At 63.6% G+C, this 17,307-nt stretch carries 16 protein-coding genes and 1 riboswitch; of the genes, 15 read left to right on the top strand and 1 reads right to left on the bottom strand.

Features of this window, described 5'->3' with window-relative positions; genetic code table 11:
* The first annotated feature begins 138 nt into the window (after positions 1 to 138).
* Positions 139 to 369: riboswitch (cobalamin riboswitch) on the top strand.
* A gap of 98 nt (positions 370 to 467) precedes the next feature.
* From cobW to ACLEJQ_RS03315, 15 genes are all read left to right on the top strand, one after another.
* Positions 468 to 1,532, top strand: coding sequence for a cobalamin biosynthesis protein CobW (cobW, locus tag ACLEJQ_RS03245; RefSeq protein ID WP_440792136.1), 1,065 nt, complete (start codon positions 468 to 470; stop codon positions 1,530 to 1,532).
* 3 nt (positions 1,533 to 1,535) lie between these two features.
* Positions 1,536 to 5,309, top strand: coding sequence for a cobaltochelatase subunit CobN (gene cobN / locus ACLEJQ_RS03250; protein WP_440792138.1), 3,774 nt, complete (start codon positions 1,536 to 1,538; stop codon positions 5,307 to 5,309).
* A gap of 195 nt (positions 5,310 to 5,504) precedes the next feature.
* The gene (locus ACLEJQ_RS03255; protein WP_440792140.1) at positions 5,505 to 6,509 is read left to right on the top strand and encodes an ATP-binding protein; all 1,005 of its coding nucleotides are present in this window, start codon (positions 5,505 to 5,507) and stop codon (positions 6,507 to 6,509) included.
* Positions 6,510 to 6,529: 20 nt separating this feature from the next.
* Positions 6,530 to 7,174, top strand: coding sequence for a vWA domain-containing protein (locus ACLEJQ_RS03260; protein WP_440792142.1), 645 nt, complete (start codon positions 6,530 to 6,532; stop codon positions 7,172 to 7,174).
* Positions 7,175 to 7,385: 211 nt separating this feature from the next.
* Positions 7,386 to 9,032 carry a phospholipase D-like domain-containing protein gene (locus ACLEJQ_RS03265; protein ID WP_440792144.1) on the top strand — a complete coding sequence of 549 codons (1,647 nt, stop codon included), beginning with the start codon at positions 7,386 to 7,388 and terminating at the stop codon, positions 9,030 to 9,032.
* Positions 9,033 to 9,096: 64 nt separating this feature from the next.
* The gene (locus ACLEJQ_RS03270) at positions 9,097 to 9,345 is read left to right on the top strand and encodes a type II toxin-antitoxin system Phd/YefM family antitoxin (protein WP_440792146.1); all 249 of its coding nucleotides are present in this window, start codon (positions 9,097 to 9,099) and stop codon (positions 9,343 to 9,345) included.
* An 87-nt stretch (positions 9,346 to 9,432) separates the two neighbouring features.
* Positions 9,433 to 9,756: a hypothetical protein gene (locus ACLEJQ_RS03275; protein ID WP_440792601.1), complete on the top strand. Its 324-nt coding sequence runs from the start codon at positions 9,433 to 9,435 to the stop codon at positions 9,754 to 9,756.
* Positions 9,757 to 10,105: 349 nt separating this feature from the next.
* Complete coding sequence (locus ACLEJQ_RS03280) at positions 10,106 to 10,954, top strand: transporter substrate-binding domain-containing protein (RefSeq protein WP_440792148.1); 849 nt, start codon at positions 10,106 to 10,108, stop codon at positions 10,952 to 10,954.
* 54 nt (positions 10,955 to 11,008) lie between these two features.
* Positions 11,009 to 11,671, top strand: a complete 663-nt coding sequence (locus tag ACLEJQ_RS03285; RefSeq protein WP_018608019.1) for an amino acid ABC transporter permease — start codon at positions 11,009 to 11,011, stop codon at positions 11,669 to 11,671.
* Positions 11,672 to 11,680: 9 nt separating this feature from the next.
* On the top strand, positions 11,681 to 12,343 hold the full coding sequence (locus ACLEJQ_RS03290; RefSeq protein WP_440792150.1) for an amino acid ABC transporter permease: 663 nt from the start codon (positions 11,681 to 11,683) through the stop codon (positions 12,341 to 12,343).
* Complete coding sequence (locus ACLEJQ_RS03295; RefSeq protein WP_440792152.1) at positions 12,340 to 13,131, top strand: amino acid ABC transporter ATP-binding protein; 792 nt, start codon at positions 12,340 to 12,342, stop codon at positions 13,129 to 13,131. The genes ACLEJQ_RS03290 and ACLEJQ_RS03295 overlap by 4 nt, the downstream gene beginning before the upstream one ends.
* Before the next feature lie 25 nt (positions 13,132 to 13,156).
* Positions 13,157 to 13,546: a RidA family protein gene (locus tag ACLEJQ_RS03300; protein ID WP_440792154.1), complete on the top strand. Its 390-nt coding sequence runs from the start codon at positions 13,157 to 13,159 to the stop codon at positions 13,544 to 13,546.
* Between the two features lie 214 nt (positions 13,547 to 13,760).
* Positions 13,761 to 14,525 carry an IclR family transcriptional regulator gene (locus ACLEJQ_RS03305; protein WP_440792156.1) on the top strand — a complete coding sequence of 255 codons (765 nt, stop codon included), beginning with the start codon at positions 13,761 to 13,763 and terminating at the stop codon, positions 14,523 to 14,525.
* A 41-nt stretch (positions 14,526 to 14,566) separates the two neighbouring features.
* Positions 14,567 to 15,784, top strand: coding sequence for an amino acid deaminase (locus tag ACLEJQ_RS03310; protein WP_440792158.1), 1,218 nt, complete (start codon positions 14,567 to 14,569; stop codon positions 15,782 to 15,784).
* A gap of 151 nt (positions 15,785 to 15,935) precedes the next feature.
* Positions 15,936 to 16,853 carry a sugar kinase gene (locus ACLEJQ_RS03315; RefSeq protein ID WP_440792160.1) on the top strand — a complete coding sequence of 306 codons (918 nt, stop codon included), beginning with the start codon at positions 15,936 to 15,938 and terminating at the stop codon, positions 16,851 to 16,853.
* A 134-nt stretch (positions 16,854 to 16,987) separates the two neighbouring features.
* Here ACLEJQ_RS03315 and ACLEJQ_RS03320 read toward each other — a convergent pair whose 3' ends face one another.
* Positions 16,988 to 17,263 carry a peptidylprolyl isomerase gene (locus tag ACLEJQ_RS03320; protein ID WP_440792162.1) on the bottom strand — a complete coding sequence of 92 codons (276 nt, stop codon included), beginning with the start codon at positions 17,261 to 17,263 and terminating at the stop codon, positions 16,988 to 16,990.
* Between the last annotated feature and the right edge of the window lie 44 nt (positions 17,264 to 17,307).

Below are 17,307 nucleotides of genomic sequence, written 5' to 3' on the forward strand. Positions count from 1 at the left end.
TTTTGGGTGGGGAGGAGCGCGAGGGGGCCCCCTGAGGTGTAAGGAGGAACCACCCCCCCCCCCCACAACGATGTCCATCCATAACAATTTCCCGTGTCATGGAAAAGCAGCAGACATTGACCCGCCCCCACACCCTGCGTAGCCTTGCGCCTTCGAGGTTCTTCGATACGCGTCGAAGCTAAGAAGGGAACGCGGTCCAAGCCGCGGCTGCCCCCGCAACTGTGAACGGTGATGTTGCTGCAAGGCCACTGTAGATGCCTTTATCCAGGCACACGGGAAGGCGCAGCGAACGCCAGTGCCAGGCTTTGTTTGAAAAGCCGGGACCGGCCCACCGTCAGCCAGGAGACCTGCCTCGAGACAGATTCTCACTACAACCGGGCGGGGTGATCCGGTGGCGAAATCTTCCGCGCACGCCTGTGCCTGCGGTTGTCGTCCCGTTTGCCCGCCACCTTGCCAAAGGGCATCCGATGAAAACACTGGCCAAACTTCCCGTCACCATCGTCACCGGTTTCCTCGGCTCGGGTAAAACCACCTTGCTGCGACACATGCTCGATAACGCCCAGGGCCGGCGTATCGCGGTGATCGTCAACGAGTTCGGCGAGCTGGGCATCGACGGCGAGATCCTCAAGCAGTGCTCCATCGGTTGCAGCGAAGAAGAGGCCAACGGTCGCGTCTACGAGCTGGCCAACGGCTGCCTGTGCTGCACGGTGCAGGAAGAGTTCTTCCCGGTGATGCGCGAACTGGTGGCGCGGCGTGGCGATCTTGACCATATCCTCATCGAAACCTCCGGCCTGGCCCTGCCCAAGCCGCTGGTGCAGGCCTTCCAGTGGCCGGAAATTCGCAGCGCCTGCACCGTCGACGCGGTGATCACGGTGGTCGACAGCCCGGCCGTGGCCGCCGGCACCTTCGCTGCATTCCCCGATCAGGTCGATGCCCAGCGCAAGCTTGACCCGAACCTGGATCACGAATCCCCGCTGCACGAGCTGTTCGCCGATCAACTGGCCAGCGCCGACCTGGTGATCCTCAACAAGGCCGACCTCATCAGTCCCGAAGACCTGGCGAAAGTGCGCCTGGAAGTCGCCGAAGAGCTGCCACCGGCGGTCAAGGTCATCGAAGCCAGCAGCGGTCGCCTGCCGCTGGACGTGCTGATCGGCCTGGGCGCCGGCTCCGAAGAGCACATCGACAGCCGCCACAGCCATCACGATCATCACCATGACGGCGACGAGGACGATCACGATCATGACGCCTTCGACTCCATTTCCATCGAACTGCCCGAGGCCGACGAAAGCCTGCTGCTGGATGCGCTGACGCAACTGGTGGTCGAGCACAACGTGTTGCGGGTCAAGGGATTCGCGGCGATCCCGAACAAGCCGATGCGTCTGCTGATTCAGGGGGTTGGCACGCGTTTCGACAAGCATTTCGACCGCCAGTGGGGCGCCGGGGAAGCGCGGGTCACCCGTCTGGTGCTGATCGGCCAGACGCTGGACGCGACGCAGCTTGAAGCGCAGTTGCGCGCCGCCCTCAGCGCCTAAGCCATGCACCTGCTCAGGACCCAGCCCGGCGGCTTCGTATCGGACGACAACATTGCCGACCTGGGGCAAACCCCCGCCGAGCTGGTGATCCTGTGCAGCGGCGATTCCAGCCTGGCGCTGCTGGCTGAAGCGGCGCGTCAGTTGCCGGACGATTACCCGCCGTTTCGCCTCGCCAACCCGATGCAGGTACAGAACCATGCGTCGGTGGACCTGTATGTCGAAGACGTGCTGCGTCACGCCAAGGTTATCCTGCTGTCGCTGCACGGCGGCATCGGCTATTGGCGCTACGGCATCGAGCGCCTGATGGAACTGGCCGGACGCGGTGTGAAGTTGATCCTGGTGCCGGGGGATGATCGACCGGATCCGGAACTCAGCGACCTGAGCAACGTGCCCGTCGAGGACCGCGACCGGCTCTGGCAGTTTCTGCGCCAGGGTGGGCTGGGCAATGCCCTGGATCTTTTCCACAACCTCGCCAGCCAATGGTTCGGCCGCGATTATCCATGGGGCGAACCCCAGGCCTTGCCGCGCACGGCGATCTACCATCCAGGGAAAACCGCCGCGACCCTCGCGGACTGGCGGGCCGACTGGCACGCCGGGCAACCGGTGGCGGCGCTGCTGTTTTATCGCTCCCACCTGCAAGCGGCCAACACCGCGTTCATCGACGTATTCTGTCAGCGCCTGCAAGCGGCGGGGCTCAATCCGCTGCCGATTGCCGTGGCGAGTCTCAAGGAGCCCGGTTGCCTGGCATCGGTCGAAGACTGGCTGGATCAAGTCGAAGCCGCGGTGATCCTCAACACCACCGGATTTGCCCAATCCAGTCCCGAGGCCCCACACCTGCGGCCGTTTCGTCGCGACATCCCGGTGATCCAGGCGATCTGCGCCCAGGACAACGAACCGGGCTGGCGCGCCAGCGAGCAAGGACTCGGCCCGAGGGATCTGGCAATGCACATTGCCTTGCCCGAGCTGGATGGACGGATCATCAGCCGTCCCATCAGCTTCAAGGACCTGGCCTGGCGCAGTGAGCGCAGCCAGAGCGACGTGGTCTGCTACCGTGCGGTGCCTGAGCGCATGGATTTTGTTGCCGAACTGGCCCGGCGCTGGACCCGCCTGGCACGCTTACCCAATGCAGAAAAGCGCGTGGCGCTGATCCTCGCCAATTACCCGACCCGGGACGGGCGCATCGGCAACGGCGTCGGCCTGGACACCCCGGCGGCGGCGTTGAACATCCTGCGGGCGTTGCAGGCCGAAGGCTATCCGCTACCGGCGCAACTCCCTGCCAGCGGCACGGCGTTGATCCAACAACTGCTCGGCGGCGTCAGCAATGACCTGGACAGTCTCGACCTGCGACCCTGCCATCAGAGCCTGGCGCTGGACGCCTACCAGACAATGTTCGACGCGCTGCCCGAGGCCAATCGCCAGGCGGTGCTGGAACGCTGGGGCCCGCCCGACCACGACCCGATGTTCCGCGACGGGCGCCTGATGATCGCCGGCCTGCGCCTGGGCCTGACCTTCGTTGGCATCCAGCCGGCCCGGGGCTATCAGGTCGATCCGAGTGCGGTTTACCACGATCCGGACCTGGTCCCGCCCCATGGTTACCTGGCGTTCTATTTCTGGCTGCGCCACACCTACGGTGCCCACGGGGTGATCCACGTCGGCAAGCACGGCAACCTCGAATGGTTGCCGGGCAAAGGCGTCGGGTTGTCCGAGCATTGCTGGCCGGACGCGTTGCTGGGACCGCTGCCGAACATCTATCCGTTCATCGTCAACGATCCGGGCGAGGGCGCCCAGGCCAAGCGGCGCACCCAGGCGGTGATCATCGACCACCTGATGCCGCCGCTGACCCGAGCCGAGACGTACGGGCCGCTGCGCAATCTGGAGCTGTTGGCCGACGAATACTACGAGGCGCAACTGCTCGACCCACGCCGCGCCCGGGAATTGCAGCGGGACATCCTCAACCTGGTGCGCGAGACCCACATCGACCGCGAGCTGCAACTGGATGCCAGCCTCGACAGCGATGCGGACGCAGCGATCTGGTTGCCGCGCCTGGACACCTACCTGTGCGACTTGAAAGAGTCGCAGATCCGCGACGGCCTGCACATTTTCGGCGAGTCGCCCAGCGGACGCCTGCGCATCGACACCCTGCTGGCGTTGCTGCGCATCCCCCGTGGCGATGGCAAGGGCGCGCAGTCGAGCCTGCTGCGGGCGCTGGCGAAGGCGTTCGAGCTGGGTTTCGATCCGCTGGATTGTGCCTTGGCCGAGCCGTGGACTTGCGTCCGTCCCCCGGCGTTGGTCGAGGTCAGCGCGGAGCCCTGGCGCACCGTCGGCGATACCCGCGAACGCCTGGAATTGTTCGCCGGGCAGTTGATCGAGCAGGCCCTGGCGGGGGAGGTCGAGCGACTGCACGCACCCGGCTGGGAGACGGTGGGGAGCATCGTCGAGCATCTGCGCTCGGTCGTGGCGCCGCGCCTGGACGCCTGCGGTCCGGCGGAGATCAGCGGCCTGCTCGATGCGCTGAACGGGCGTTTTGTGCCTGCTGGCCCCAGCGGCGCACCGAGCCGTGGGCGTCTGGATGTGTTGCCCACCGGGCGCAATTTTTTCTCGGTCGATGTGCGTAACCTGCCCACCACTACGGCGTGGCGCATCGGGTTTCAATCGGCGAACCTGATTCTCGAGCGGCACTTGCAGGACCACGGCGACCACCTGCGCCAGCTCGGCCTCTCGGTATGGGGCACTGCCACCATGCGCACCGGCGGCGACGACATTGCCCAGGCCATGGCGCTGATGGGCGTGCGTCCGGTGTGGGCCACGGGAAGCCAACGGGTCGACGACTTCGAGATCCTGCCGTTGAGCCTCTTGGACCGGCCTCGGGTCGATGTCACGTTGCGGGTCTCCGGATTTTTCCGCGACGCCTTCGCCAATTTGATCCGCCTGTTCGATGCGGCGGTTCAGGCGGTTGCCGGGCTCGATGAGCCGGCGGACATGAACCCGCTGGCAGCCAAGGTGCGCAGCGAGCGCGATGCGTTGTTGGCGTCTGGCCTTGAACCTGCGGTCGCTGCGCGTCAGGCCGGTTGGCGGATCTTCGGCGCCAAGCCCGGGGCCTATGGCGCGGGCGTGCAGGGCGCCGTTGACGGTCGGTTGTGGCAGAGCCGTGAGGACCTGGCCGAGGTCTACTTGAATTGGGGCGGTTACGCCTACGGCGGCAGCGATGAAGGCACTGCGGCCCGCGATCCGTTCTCCCGGCGTCTGAGTCAGGTGCAGGCGGTGCTGCAGAACCAGGACAATCGCGAGCACGACCTGCTCGATTCCAACGATTACTACCAGTTCCAGGGTGGCATGCTGGCGGCAGTGGAGACCCTGAGCGGTGCCGCAGCGGCCAGTTACCATGGCGATCACAGTCAGCCGGATTTGCCCAAGGTCCGCACCCTTAAGGAAGAACTCAACCGGGTCATCCGCTCCCGTGCGGCCAATCCGAAGTGGATCGAGGGGGTCAAGCGCCACGGCTATAAAGGTGCATTCGAACTGGCGGCCACCGTGGACAACCTGTTTGCGTTCGACGCCACCACGCAGTTGATCGATGATCACCAGTACGCCTTGTTGGCCGATGCCTACCTGCTGGATCCCGACACCCGGGAGTTCGTCCGCCAGCACAACCCCGATGCCTTGCGCGACATGACCGAGCGCATGCTCGAAGCGCAGCAGCGGGGGATGTGGCAGGCGCCGGGGGAGTATCGCAAGGCGCTGGAGAATCTGTTGTTGGATATCGAGGAAGACAGCTAGTGGCAGCGACAGACGCACCCCTGTGGCGAGGGAGCTTGCTCCCGCTGGGCTGCGAAGCAGACCCATGATTTCAGCCATCGCGTAGCAACGGGCGCTGGCGCGCCCAGCGGGAGCAAGCTCCCTCGCCACGACGGCCCCTTCACCCTAGTAAGCTACTGCCTACAGGAACCACCGATCACCCATGAGACATCACCCATGACCCACACCCCACATTTCCCGCTCTGCGCCGTGGTCGGCGCCGATGACCTGAAACTGGCGCTGTGCCTGGCTGCGATCGATCCGAAAATCGGCGGCGTGTTGATCGAAGGCCCACGGGGCATGGCAAAGTCGACGCTGGCTCGCGGCCTGGCGGATCTGCTCGCCAGCGGTCAATTCGTCACCCTGCCCTTGGGCGCCACCGAGGAGCGGCTGGTGGGCACGCTGGATCTCGACGCGGCGCTGGGGGAAGGGCGTGCGCAGTTTTCTCCCGGCGTGTTGGCGAAGGCCGACGGTGGCGTGTTGTACGTCGATGAAGTGAACCTGCTACCCGATCATTTGGTGGACCTGCTGTTGGATGTGGCCGCCAGCGGCACCAACCTGATCGAGCGCGACGGCATTTCCCACCGACATCCGGCGCGCTTTGTGCTGATCGGCACCATGAACCCGGAAGAGGGCGAGCTGCGTCCGCAACTGCTCGACCGGTTTGGCCTGAACGTGGCCCTGAGCGGCCATGCCGCGCCTGCCGAGCGGGGGCAAATCATCCGCCGGCGGCTGGATTTCGACAGCGATCCGCTGGCGTTCTGCGCGCAGTGGGCAGCGGCTCAAGAGCAATTGCGCGAACGTTGCCGGCAGGCCCGGGAGCAACTGGCCGCGATCTCCCTGGATGATCAGGCCCTGGAGCAGATCACCGAGCGCTGCTTTGCCGCCGGGGTCGATGGCCTGCGCGCCGACCTGGTCTGGCTGCGTGCGGCGCGGGCTCATGCCGCATGGCGCGGGGCCGAGGCCATCGAGGCTGAAGACATTGACGCAGTGGCGGAGTTTGCCTTGCGTCATCGCCGACGCGGGCATTCGGCGACCGCGCCGGCGCCGTCCCAGGCACCGACGACGGCCGACAGCGCCTCGCAGCCACAGGAAGGCCAGGGCCAGTGGGGCGACTTGCCGGCCCGGGCGTTACCGACCGGCGCCCGGCGTGACGTGCCGAGCTGGCCAAAAAAGCCCTAGGCATTCGTCCCCGCTCGGCTATGGGGGCGAATGCCAAGCCCCGAGCAGGCCGGTTGGACCAGGGGCGCAAGGGCCGCAGCAAAGCCGCCGCCAGTGGTGCGGTGAACTGGCCGGGAACCTTGCTCAAGGGCCGTCCACGGCTCCGGGAGGATTTGCTGTTTCAGGCTCGGCATCGCTCGCCCCATGAGCTGTGGCTGGTGATCGTCGATGCGTCGGCATCGACCCGGCGCCATCACGCGCTGAGCGACGGCAAAGGTCTGTTGGCGCAACTGTTCGACGACGCTTACCGAAAGCGCGCCCGCTTGGCACTGCTGACGGCCAGCGGTAGTGCGCCGAACTGGCAGATCCAGGGCCTCAAGGCCTCCGCCGGGCTTCGGGACTGGCTCGACAGCCTCGGCGCCGGTGGCGGTACGCCGTTGCTGGCGGCGCTGAACGAGGCCGGACGCTGGCTGGCGGCCCGGCGCAAGCGCTATCCGGCGGAGCAGCAACGGGTGCTGGTGATGACTGACGGGCGGGTGAAGGACGGTCTCTCGCCGCCGTTGCTGGATTGTCCATGCCTGCTGATCGACATTGAGCGCGGCCCGATCCGCCTGGGTCGGGCCCGGCAGTTGGCGCAGGGATTGGGGGCTGAGTATCGGCATCTGGATGAGGGGTTGCCTGGCTAAGGCATCTGTTGGCTGAAGGGCCTCATCGTCGGATCGCCGCCCGGAGCAAGCTCGCTCCCATGAGGATCTGTGGGGTGAATCAGTTATGTATACACAACACATCCTATGTGGGAGCGAGCTTGCTCGCGATAGCATCGCCTCGGTACTTGGTTCTGCCTACCCAAATCGAATCGCTGAACTATCCTCAGCCAGCCCTCACAAGGAGTGAACCATGCGCACCCTCGTCACCAACCCTCAGGACGATTTCCGGGTCAAGGCCTACGCCGGCACCAACGGCGTGCTGCTTGCCATGGACCTGGCTGAAAACCGGCGCAAGGGCTTGCTGGGCTTTGCCATCGAGAAACAACAGGGCGACAAGCCGTGGTTGTTCCTGTTCAACAGCCTGACCTTTCCCGGCAAGGCCCACACCTTTCCCCAGTTCCACGCCCCCCCCAGCGACAAGGCACCCCTGCAGAAATTTCGTTGGGCTGACTACGCTGTCAATCCGGGCGTGACGATGCACTACCGCGTGCATCTGGCTTATGGCAGTCCCGATGCACCGCAACTGGGCGAATTCCTTGAAGTCACGGTCACCAGCGACGACGGCCAGCCGGCCAACCAACAAGTGATCTTCAACCGCGCCGTGGCCGCGAGCCAGGCTTTCCAGCGCAAATTCCCCGAGCTGGATGCGCTGATCAGTGCCAACCGCAACCTGTCCATCGAGGACTGGCCCGATGCGCCGCGCCGTTGGCTGGAAAATGGCCTGCTGGGACGCTTGATCGGTTTTATCGACCGGGCGCTGGATGCCGCTTGGGCCCTGGACGTCGCGATCTATGAGTACGAGCTGCCGGTGATTGTCGACGCGGTCAACGCTGCCCATGCTCGCGGCGCCCGAGTGCGGGTGCTCTATCACGCCGAGCCGGGCGACGACACCACGCTGCGCAATGAGGCCAGCCTCGAAAAGCTTCCATCGGCCAACAAGCGGGGCCGGGTGACCCAGAGCATTTTCCACGACAAGTTCATTGTCCTGAGCAAGGTCGACGGCAATGGCGCGTTACAACCCGAAGCCGTGCTGTGCGGCAGCACCAACTTCACCGCCAACGGCGTCTACCGTCAGGCCAACGTGGTCCATGTACTGGACGATGCACGGGTCAGCGACAGTTATCGCCAGGTATTCGAGCAGATCTGGGCCGCGCCGCAGGACGTCGATGCCACTCGCCAATGGTTGACCCTGAACAACCCCATGGCGCCGGAGCAGCCATTGTTCGCCGGGTTCTCGCCACGTACGGGGCAGGGTGACCTGGACCGTTTCGTCGACATCATCCATGCCGCCCGCAAGGACTTGTTGTTCGTCACCGCGTTCGTGTTGCCGGACCGGATCCTCGACGCCTTGCTCGGCCAGCCCAATGACGATGTGCTGCGCTACGGCCTGCAAAACACCGCCAGCCGCATCACCGGGTTCCACGCCGACCGCACCGCCGAGTTCGCTGCCACCGCGTTGCTCAACACCGGCCTGGAAGGCTGGCTGCGGGAAAACATGAAAGGCCAGAAAGGCAACCTGCTGGTGCACACCAAGGCCATCGTCACCGACTTCACCAGCGACACGCCGACCATCATCAGCGGCAGCCACAACCTGAGCGCCGCGGCCAGCGGCAGTAACGACGAGAACTACCTGATCATCCAGGGCGACACCGACCTGGCCGACCGCTACGGGTTGGAACTGTTGCGCTTCTACGAGCATTACCGGTTTCGCTACTTCGCCAGGAAACTCGCGCTCAAGCAGGTCAATCCGCTGGCGGTGGATGACAGTTGGAGCGATGACTATTACCGGGATGGGGATCTGAGGATGATGTCTCGGGTGAGGTTTTGCGGGCGCTGAGCACGTCCAAACCATTTAAGAATGCTTCTATTGATAACATCAAGAGCGCTCAAGGACTCCTTTCATGCCACATATTGTGCTGTCTCAAGTTGTATCTGGCGTTACTGAATTCAAGAAAGACCCTATGGGTACTGTCGCGGCAGGTGAGGGGGCTACGGTAGCGATACTAAATCGCAACGTGCCGGTCTTTTATTGCGTCCCCGCTAGGGAATATGAATGCATGATGGACAGGCTTGAACATTATGAGTTGGCTGTGCTTTGTGGCGAACGGGAGAACGATCCAGTGATCAAGGTTGCTCTCGAAGACTTATAAGCTGGTAAGTCTCGGCGTTAGGTCTAATTCAGTGCTAGCATAGAGCCATCTATCAGCCTGGACGCTGTTATGCACCTCTGTCACGGAATGTCGGGTCAGCTTCGCGCCAGTGTGGCGATTCTGTTGTTGATCGTCTGTGCCTCGGCCATCGCCGCGAACAAGCCGTGCTCCGGGAGCAAAGGCGGAATCGCCGGGTGCGACGGGGACACGTTCCTGTGCAATGACGGGTCCATCAGCGCGTCGAAAAAATCCTGTTCCGCTGAGCTGGGGCTTCGCAATGAAGCCCGGCCGCAGTCGTTGCTCAAACAGGCCAACGGTTGCCAATGCGGCAGCGGCAATTATTGTGTTGGTCCTCGAGGTGGGGTGTATTGCCTTACGCCCGGCGGCAGCAAGAGTTACAAGCGCAAGTAGCGACACCACCGACCCCCTGTGGGAGCGAGCCTGCTCGCGATAGCGTCAACTCAGACACCCTTCATATTGACTGATTCACCGCTATCGCGAGCAGGCTCGCTCCCACATAGGGCAAGGTGTGGCACCGGTCTGGGGCGCTGCTACCCGCTAGCCGTATCCAACGGTAGCAATCCCCAGGCTTCTTCCTGGCCGTCCCGGCACGACCCGTTTCTCCATCTCCCTGATTTGTATCGCTTTCCTTTTTCCCTCCCCAAAGGCCTCGGCCCTGTGGCACACTTTCTGCTGTCTATTCCGTTGTTACATACCATGTTCCGGTATAGCGGAATAAACCCATCCTGGAGTGCTTGCCATGCAATGCCGACCTTCCTTGTTCAAAGCGTGTGTTTTTCTCTTCGCGGCCACGACGGCTGCCATGGGTGTCGCTCAGGCGGCCGACAGCAAGCTGGACAGCGTGCTGCAACGAGGGAAATTGATAGTGGGCACGGGCAGTACCAACGCGCCGTGGCACTTCCAGGGAGCGGATGGCAAGTTGCAGGGCTTTGATATCGACATTGCGCGAATGGTCGCCAAAGGGTTGTTCAACGACCCGGAGAAAGTCGAGTTCGTGGTGCAGTCTTCCGATGCGCGCATTCCCAACCTGCTGACCGACAAGGTCGACATGAGCTGCCAGTTCATCACCGTCACCGCCAGCCGTGCCCAGCAGGTGGCGTTCACCTTGCCGTATTACCGTGAAGGGGTTGGCCTGTTACTGCCGAACAACAGCAAGTACGAGGAAATCGAAGACCTGAAGGCGGGCGGTGATGGCGTCACCGTAGCGGTCTTGCAGAACGTGTACGCCGAAGAACTGGTGCACCAGGCGCTGCCCAAGGCCAAGGTCGACCAGTACGACAGCGTCGACTTGATGTACCAGGCAGTGAACTCCGGTCGCGCCGATGCCGCCGCCACCGACCAGTCGTCGGTCAAGTACCTGATGGTGCAGAACCCTGGCCGCTATCGCAGCCCGGCCTACGCCTGGAGCCCGCAGACCTACGCCTGCGCGGTCAAGCGCGGCGACCAGGACTGGCTGAACTTCGTTAACACCACTTTGCATGAAGCCATGACCGGCGTGGAGTTCCCCACCTACGCCGCGTCGTTCAAGCAATGGTTCGGTGTCGAGCTGCCATCGCCGGCCATCGGTTTCCCTGTCGAATTCAAATGACCCCGTGAGCCCGGAGCGTCGTTTCAGGGCGCTCCGGCGCAGGTACTGCGAACCATGAATTATCAGTTGAATTTTGCCGCTGTCTGGCGCGATTTCGACACGCTGCTGGCGGGGCTCGGCCTGGGGCTGTCCCTGGCGCTGGTGTCGATCGCCATCGGTTGCGTGATCGGCCTGGCGATGGCCTTCGCGCTGCTCAGCAAGCATCGCGTCTTGCGAGTGCTGGCGTCGGTGTACGTCACGGTGATCCGCAATACGCCGATCCTGGTGTTGATCCTGTTGATCTATTTCGCCTTGCCCAGCCTGGGCATCCGCCTGGACAAGCTGCCGTCGTTCGTCATCACTCTGTCGCTGTACGCCGGAGCCTACCTGACCGAAGTGTTCCGGGGTGGGTTGCTGAGCATCCACAAAGGGCAGCGCGAAGCGGGACTCGCCATCGGACTGGGCGAGTGGCAGGTCAAGGCCTACGTCACCGTGCCGGTGATGCTGCGCAACGTGCTGCCGGCCCTGTCGAACAACTTCATTTCGCTGTTCAAGGACACCTCCCTGGCGGCCGCGATTGCCGTGCCGGAGCTGACCTACTACGCCCGCAAGATCAACGTGGAAAGCTACCGGGTGATCGAAACCTGGCTGGTGACCACGGCCCTGTATGTCGCGGCCTGTTACCTCATTGCCATGGTGTTGCGGTATTTCGAGCAACGCCTGGCGATCCGCCGTTAGGAGCGTCCCATGTACGAATCCCCCAGTTGGTTGCATGAGTTGTGGGTCGCCCGGGACACCCTGTGGGCGGGCTTCCTGACCAGCGTGCAGTGCTCGCTGCTGGCGATTTTGCTCGGCACCCTGATCGGCCTTTTCGCCGGGTTGGTGCTGACCTACGGTCGGACCTGGATGCGCGCGCCGTTTCGCTTTTACGTCGACCTGATTCGCGGCACACCGGTGTTCGTGCTGGTGCTGGCCTGTTTCTACATGGCGCCGGCCCTGGGCTGGCAGATCAGTGCGTTCCAGGCCGGGGTACTGGGTCTGACGCTGTTTTGCGGCTCGCACATGGCCGAGATCGTGCGCGGTGCCTTGCAGGCGCTGCCGCGTGGCCAGATGGAAGCGAGCCAGGCCATCGGCCTGACGTTTTTCCAGGCGTTGGGTTATGTGCTGTTGCCCCAGGCGTTGCGGCAGATCCTGCCGACCTGGGTCAATTCCTCCACTGAGATTGTCAAGGCGTCGACTCTGCTGTCGGTGATCGGCGTCGCCGAACTGCTGCTCAGCACTCAACAGATCATCGCCCGGACCTTCATGACCCTGGAGTTCTACCTGTTCGCCGGGTTTCTCTTTTTCATTATCAATTACGCCATCGAGTTGCTCGGGCGGCACATTGAAAAGCGGGTGGCCTTGCCATGAATGAAGTTTCCAACCTTTCGAACGCGCAACCGCTGCTGGATATTCGCGGTCTGCGCAAACAATACGGCCCGCTGGAGGTGCTCAAGGGCGTGGACCTGAGCATGCAACGTGGCAACGTGGTCACCCTGATCGGCTCCAGTGGCTCGGGCAAGACCACGCTGCTGCGCTGCGTGAACATGCTGGAAGAATTCCAGGGCGGCCAGATCGTGCTCGATGGCGAATCCATCGGCTATGAGGATGTCGGCGGTAAGCGTGTTCGCCATCCCGAAAAAGTCATCGCCCGGCACCGGGCCATGACCGGCATGGCCTTCCAGCAATTCAATCTGTTTCCTCATCTGACCGCGTTGCAGAACGTCACCCTTGGCCTGCTCAAGGTGAAGAAAATGCCCAAGGACGAAGCAGTGGCCCTGGCCGAGAAATGGCTGGAGCGGGTCGGGTTGCTGGAACGTCGTGATCACTTCCCCGGTCAGTTGTCCGGCGGTCAGCAGCAGCGCGTGGCGATTGCCCGTGCGATTGCGATGAATCCCAGCCTGATGCTGTTCGACGAAGTTACCTCGGCCCTGGACCCGGAACTGGTCGGCGAGGTGCTCAACGTGATCAAGGGCCTGGCCGAGGATGGCATGACCATGCTCCTGGTCACTCACGAGATGCGCTTTGCCTTCGAAGTGTCGGACAAGATCGTGTTCATGAACCAGGGCCGCATCGAAGAGCAGGGCCCGCCAAAAGAATTGTTCGAACGCCCGCAGTCCCCGCGTCTGGCGGAATTTCTCAAGAACACTCGTTTTTAATCCCATTCAACAAGGAGAAACACCCATGAGTATTACGCGCTATGGCACCGGCAGCACCGCAGGTGGCGGTCAGCCACGCCCATTCGCTCGCGCGGTGGAAGCCGATGGTTGGCTGCACGTGTCTGGCCAGGTGCCGGCGGTGAACGGCGAGATCATTGTCGGCGGGATCGTCGAACAGACGCACCAGACCATGAAGAACCTGATCGCCATTCTCGCTGAAGCCGGTTATGGCCTGGAGGACGTGGTGCGCTGCGGCGTGTGGCTGGACGACCCGCGGGATTTCTGGAGCTTCAACAAGGTGTTCGGCGAATACTTCAGCCCCGAACACGCCCCGGCCCGCGCTTGTGTGCAGGCGAGCATGATGGTCGATTGCAAGGTCGAGATCGATTGCATTGCCTACAAGAAAAAAACCTGAACCCAGTGACAACACTGTTACTCAAGGCTTGTTTGATTCATCGTGGCGAGGGAGCTTGCTGTGGCGAGGGAGCTTGCTCCCGCTGGGTGGCGTAGCCGCCCCAAAAAGCTCAGGGCCGCTGCGCGCTGGAGCGCCAGCCCGGCCCAGCGGGAGCAAGCTCCCTCGCCACAGTGAAGACATGCAATCTACGAGTGACTGATCGGGAACCCAAGACATGACCGAAGACACCATCAAACGCCGGGCCCGGGGACTGGATCGGGCGTTCGATATCCTCGATTTCCTCAAGGAAATCGGCCAGCCGTTGCGCCCGAACGATATTGCCAGTGGCATCGGCAGCCCCAAGTCCACGGTCTACGAACTGGTGGCCTCGCTGCTGGAACGGCGCATCCTGGAGCCCGTTGGCAAGGACGGCCATGTCTACCTGGGACGTCAATTGTATTTCCTGGGGCAGGCGCACCTGCGGCATTTCGACTTGAGCCGCGAGGCCGACCATGCGTTGCAGGAGATCGTCAGCCAGACCCGCGAGACCGCCCAGATGTGCCTGCTCAACGGGCGCAAATACACCGTCGCGCTGATGAAGGAGGGCGAGCGGCATTTCCGCATTTCTTCGGACATCGGTGAAAACGCGCCCATCCCCTGGACGGCCTCCGGTCGCCTGCTGCTGGCGCATTTGAGCGACCAGCAGATCGTCGACTTGATCGACCCTGACGACTTCATCCTGCCGGACGGCGAACGCCTGCCCCTTGAGCAATTCCTCAAGGAAATCCGCCAGGCCGGGCTCGATGGATTCTTCTCGTTCGACAGTGTGGCCGACACCTTCACCCATTGCTTCGCCGCGCCGGTCAAAGACCCTAGTGGCGTCGCCATCGCGACCCTGTGCATCGTCGCCCCCCGGGCCGACGCGAAAAACAACTACGCCGACTACCGCCGGGTGCTGATCGAAAGCGCCAACAACCTGGCCCGGCGCATCAATGATTAGATAACCACGGCTGTTCACGGCCGTGCGTGAGGAGTTCGACCATGTCTTCTGCCATTCATAACGCCAACGTGGAGAAGGGCGCGGCCAGCGTCGGTGCGCATCTGCTGCGCGATGTCAGCCTGCCGGCGTTGGTCCTACACCGTGAGGCGCTGGAGCACAACATTCGCTGGATGCAAAAATTCGTCAGCGGCAGCGGCGCCGAACTGGCCCCCCACGGCAAGACCAGCATGACCCCGGCGTTGTTTCGCCGCCAGCTCGAGGCCGGCGCCTGGGGCCTGACCCTGGCCACTGCGGTGCAGACCCGTGCCGCCTACGCCCATGGCGTGCGCCGGGTGCTAATGGCCAACCAACTGGTCGGCGGGCCGAACATGGCCCTGGTCGCCGATCTGCTGGCCGACCCGACGTTCGAATTCCATTGCATGGTCGATCACCCGGACAACGTGGCCGACCTGGGGGCGTTCTTTGCCGCTCGCGGTCTGAAGCTCAATGTGATGATCGAGTACGGTGTGGTGGGTGGCCGTTGTGGATGCCGGACCGAGGCCGAGGTGCTGGCCCTGGCCGAGGCGGTCGGCGCACAGCCGGCGCTGGCGCTGACCGGTATCGAAGGCTATGAAGGGGTGATCCACGGTGACCACGCCATCAGCGGCATCCGTGGGTTCGCCGCGTCCCTGGTACGCCTGGCGGTGCAATTGCAGGACAGCGGCGCGTTTGCCATCGACAAGCCGATCATCACCGCCTCGGGTTCGGCCTGGTACGACCTGATCGCCGAATCCTTCGAGACCCAGAACGCTCAGGGACGTTTTCTCAGTGTGCTGCGCCCCGGCAGTTACGTGGCACACGACCATGGCATTTACAAAGAAGCCCAATGCTGTGTGCTGGAGCGCCGCAGCGACCTGCACGAAGGTTTGCGCCCGGCCCTGGAGGTCTGGGCCCATGTGCAATCGCTGCCGGAGCCGGGCTTCGCGGTGATTGCCCTGGGCAAGCGCGACGTGGCCTACGACGCCGGGCTGCCGGTGCCGCTCAGGCGCTACAAGGCCGGTGCCGATGCGGTGCCGGGGGATGACGTGAGCGGCTGCAAGGTGACGGCGGTGATGGACCAGCATGCATTCATGACCGTGGCGCCGGGGGTTGAGCTGCGGGTGGGCGATGTGATTGCGTTTGGTACTTCTCATCCGTGCCTGACCTTTGACAAGTGGCGGGTGGGCTGCCTGGTGGATGAGGGGTTGCGGGTGGTTGAGAGCATGGAGACTTGTTTCTAGGGCTTGAGACCGCGTCGCTGCAATCGCGAGCAAGCTCGCTCCCACATTGGCCCGCTGTGAACACAACGTTGGTGATCACCATCATTCCCTGTGGGAGCGAGCTTGCTCGCGATAGCGGCCTGCCAGACACCACAGATTGATCAGGAGCCCCATGAGCAAACCAAAACCCCGCATCGCCCTGATCGGCGAATGCATGATCGAACTCCAGCAACGCGCCGACGGCAGCCTGCAGCAAAGCTTCGGCGGCGATACCCTCAACACCGCGGTGTACCTGGCCCGCGCCTTGGGCGACAAGGGCTCGGTGGATTACGTCACGGCCCTCGGCGATGACAGTTTCAGCGACGCCATGTGCCGCAGCTGGGCCGAGGAAAACATTGGCCTGGAGCGGGTCCAGCGCTTGCCCGGACGCTTGCCGGGTCTGTACTGCATCCAGACCGACGCAGCCGGCGAGCGGCGGTTTCTGTACTGGCGCAACGAGGCGGCGGTCCGTGATTGTTTTACCACGCCGGCTGCCGCGCCGATTCTGGCGGCGCTGGTGGACTACGACGTGCTGTATTTCAGCGGCATTACCCTGGCGGTGCTCGGCGAGCAAGGGCGCGCCAGGCTCATCGAAACCCTGGTCGAAGCGCGGCGCCGTGGCGCCCAGGTGGTGTTCGACAACAACTACCGGCCCAGGCTCTGGGCTTCGGTCGAGGCGGCCCGCGCGGCGTATGGCAGCGTTCTGCCGTACGTGGAGCTGGCGCTGTTGACGGTGGACGACGAGCAGGCGCTGTTCGGACATGCCGACACGCAGGCGGTGTTCGCCGCCTATGAGCGCTTCGGCACGCCCGAGGTGGTGCTCAAGCGCGGCGCCGAGGCCTGTCTGATCCGCTGCGACGGCCAGTCCTGTGAAGTGCCCGCCCGGCGCGTCGAGCGGGTAGTGGACACGACGGCGGCGGGGGATTCCTTCAGTGCCGCATACCTGGCGAGCCGTTTGCTGGGCGGCGGCCCGACCGAGGCGGCCGAGGCGGGGCATTTGTTGGCGAGCCGGGTGATTCAGGTGCCGGGGGCGTTGATTCCCAAGGACTGAAACACCGAAGCCTGGGGCGGCCCCTGTGGCGAGGGAGCTTGCTCCCGCTGGACTGCGCAGCAGGCCCAAAAATTAGCGGCTGCTGCGCAGCCGAGCGGGAGCAAGCTCCCTCGCCACAGGGGCGCTGCTCCATGCTAATCCCGGTAGAACACCTGCACCAGGTGATACCCGAACTTGCTCTTGATCGGCCCATGCACCACCCGCAGCGGTTTCTTGAAGATCACCGCATCGATCATCCCGACCATCTGCCCCGGGCGCACTTCGCCCAGGTCGCCGCCGCGTTTGCCGGAGGGGCAGGTGGAGAACTTCTTCGCCAGCACGTCAAAGGCTTCGCCCTTGGCGATGCGTTGCTTGAGCTGTTCGGCTTCTTCGGCGGTTTTCACCAGGATATGGCGCGCTTGGGCTTTCATTGCTGCGGTGACCTGAACGTAACGGGGCGGCGATTATGCCTCAA

Source organism: Pseudomonas sp. SMV71, from assembly GCF_052042015.1.
GTDB lineage: Bacteria > Pseudomonadota > Gammaproteobacteria > Pseudomonadales > Pseudomonadaceae > Aquipseudomonas.

Coding starts and splice junctions, on each gene's coding strand:
- cobW (WP_440792136.1), top strand. CDS start 468: ATGAAAACACTGGCCAAACTTCCCGTCACCATCGTCACCGGTTTCCTC.
- cobN (WP_440792138.1), top strand. CDS start 1,536: ATGCACCTGCTCAGGACCCAGCCCGGCGGCTTCGTATCGGACGACAAC.
- ACLEJQ_RS03255 (WP_440792140.1), top strand. CDS start 5,505: ATGACCCACACCCCACATTTCCCGCTCTGCGCCGTGGTCGGCGCCGAT.
- ACLEJQ_RS03260 (WP_440792142.1), top strand. CDS start 6,530: ATGGGGGCGAATGCCAAGCCCCGAGCAGGCCGGTTGGACCAGGGGCGC.
- ACLEJQ_RS03265 (WP_440792144.1), top strand. CDS start 7,386: ATGCGCACCCTCGTCACCAACCCTCAGGACGATTTCCGGGTCAAGGCC.
- ACLEJQ_RS03270 (WP_440792146.1), top strand. CDS start 9,097: ATGCCACATATTGTGCTGTCTCAAGTTGTATCTGGCGTTACTGAATTC.
- ACLEJQ_RS03275 (WP_440792601.1), top strand. CDS start 9,433: ATGTCGGGTCAGCTTCGCGCCAGTGTGGCGATTCTGTTGTTGATCGTC.
- ACLEJQ_RS03280 (WP_440792148.1), top strand. CDS start 10,106: ATGCAATGCCGACCTTCCTTGTTCAAAGCGTGTGTTTTTCTCTTCGCG.
- ACLEJQ_RS03285 (WP_018608019.1), top strand. CDS start 11,009: ATGAATTATCAGTTGAATTTTGCCGCTGTCTGGCGCGATTTCGACACG.
- ACLEJQ_RS03290 (WP_440792150.1), top strand. CDS start 11,681: ATGTACGAATCCCCCAGTTGGTTGCATGAGTTGTGGGTCGCCCGGGAC.
- ACLEJQ_RS03295 (WP_440792152.1), top strand. CDS start 12,340: ATGAATGAAGTTTCCAACCTTTCGAACGCGCAACCGCTGCTGGATATT.
- ACLEJQ_RS03300 (WP_440792154.1), top strand. CDS start 13,157: ATGAGTATTACGCGCTATGGCACCGGCAGCACCGCAGGTGGCGGTCAG.
- ACLEJQ_RS03305 (WP_440792156.1), top strand. CDS start 13,761: ATGACCGAAGACACCATCAAACGCCGGGCCCGGGGACTGGATCGGGCG.
- ACLEJQ_RS03310 (WP_440792158.1), top strand. CDS start 14,567: ATGTCTTCTGCCATTCATAACGCCAACGTGGAGAAGGGCGCGGCCAGC.
- ACLEJQ_RS03315 (WP_440792160.1), top strand. CDS start 15,936: ATGAGCAAACCAAAACCCCGCATCGCCCTGATCGGCGAATGCATGATC.
- ACLEJQ_RS03320 (WP_440792162.1), bottom strand. CDS start 17,263: ATGAAAGCCCAAGCGCGCCATATCCTGGTGAAAACCGCCGAAGAAGCC.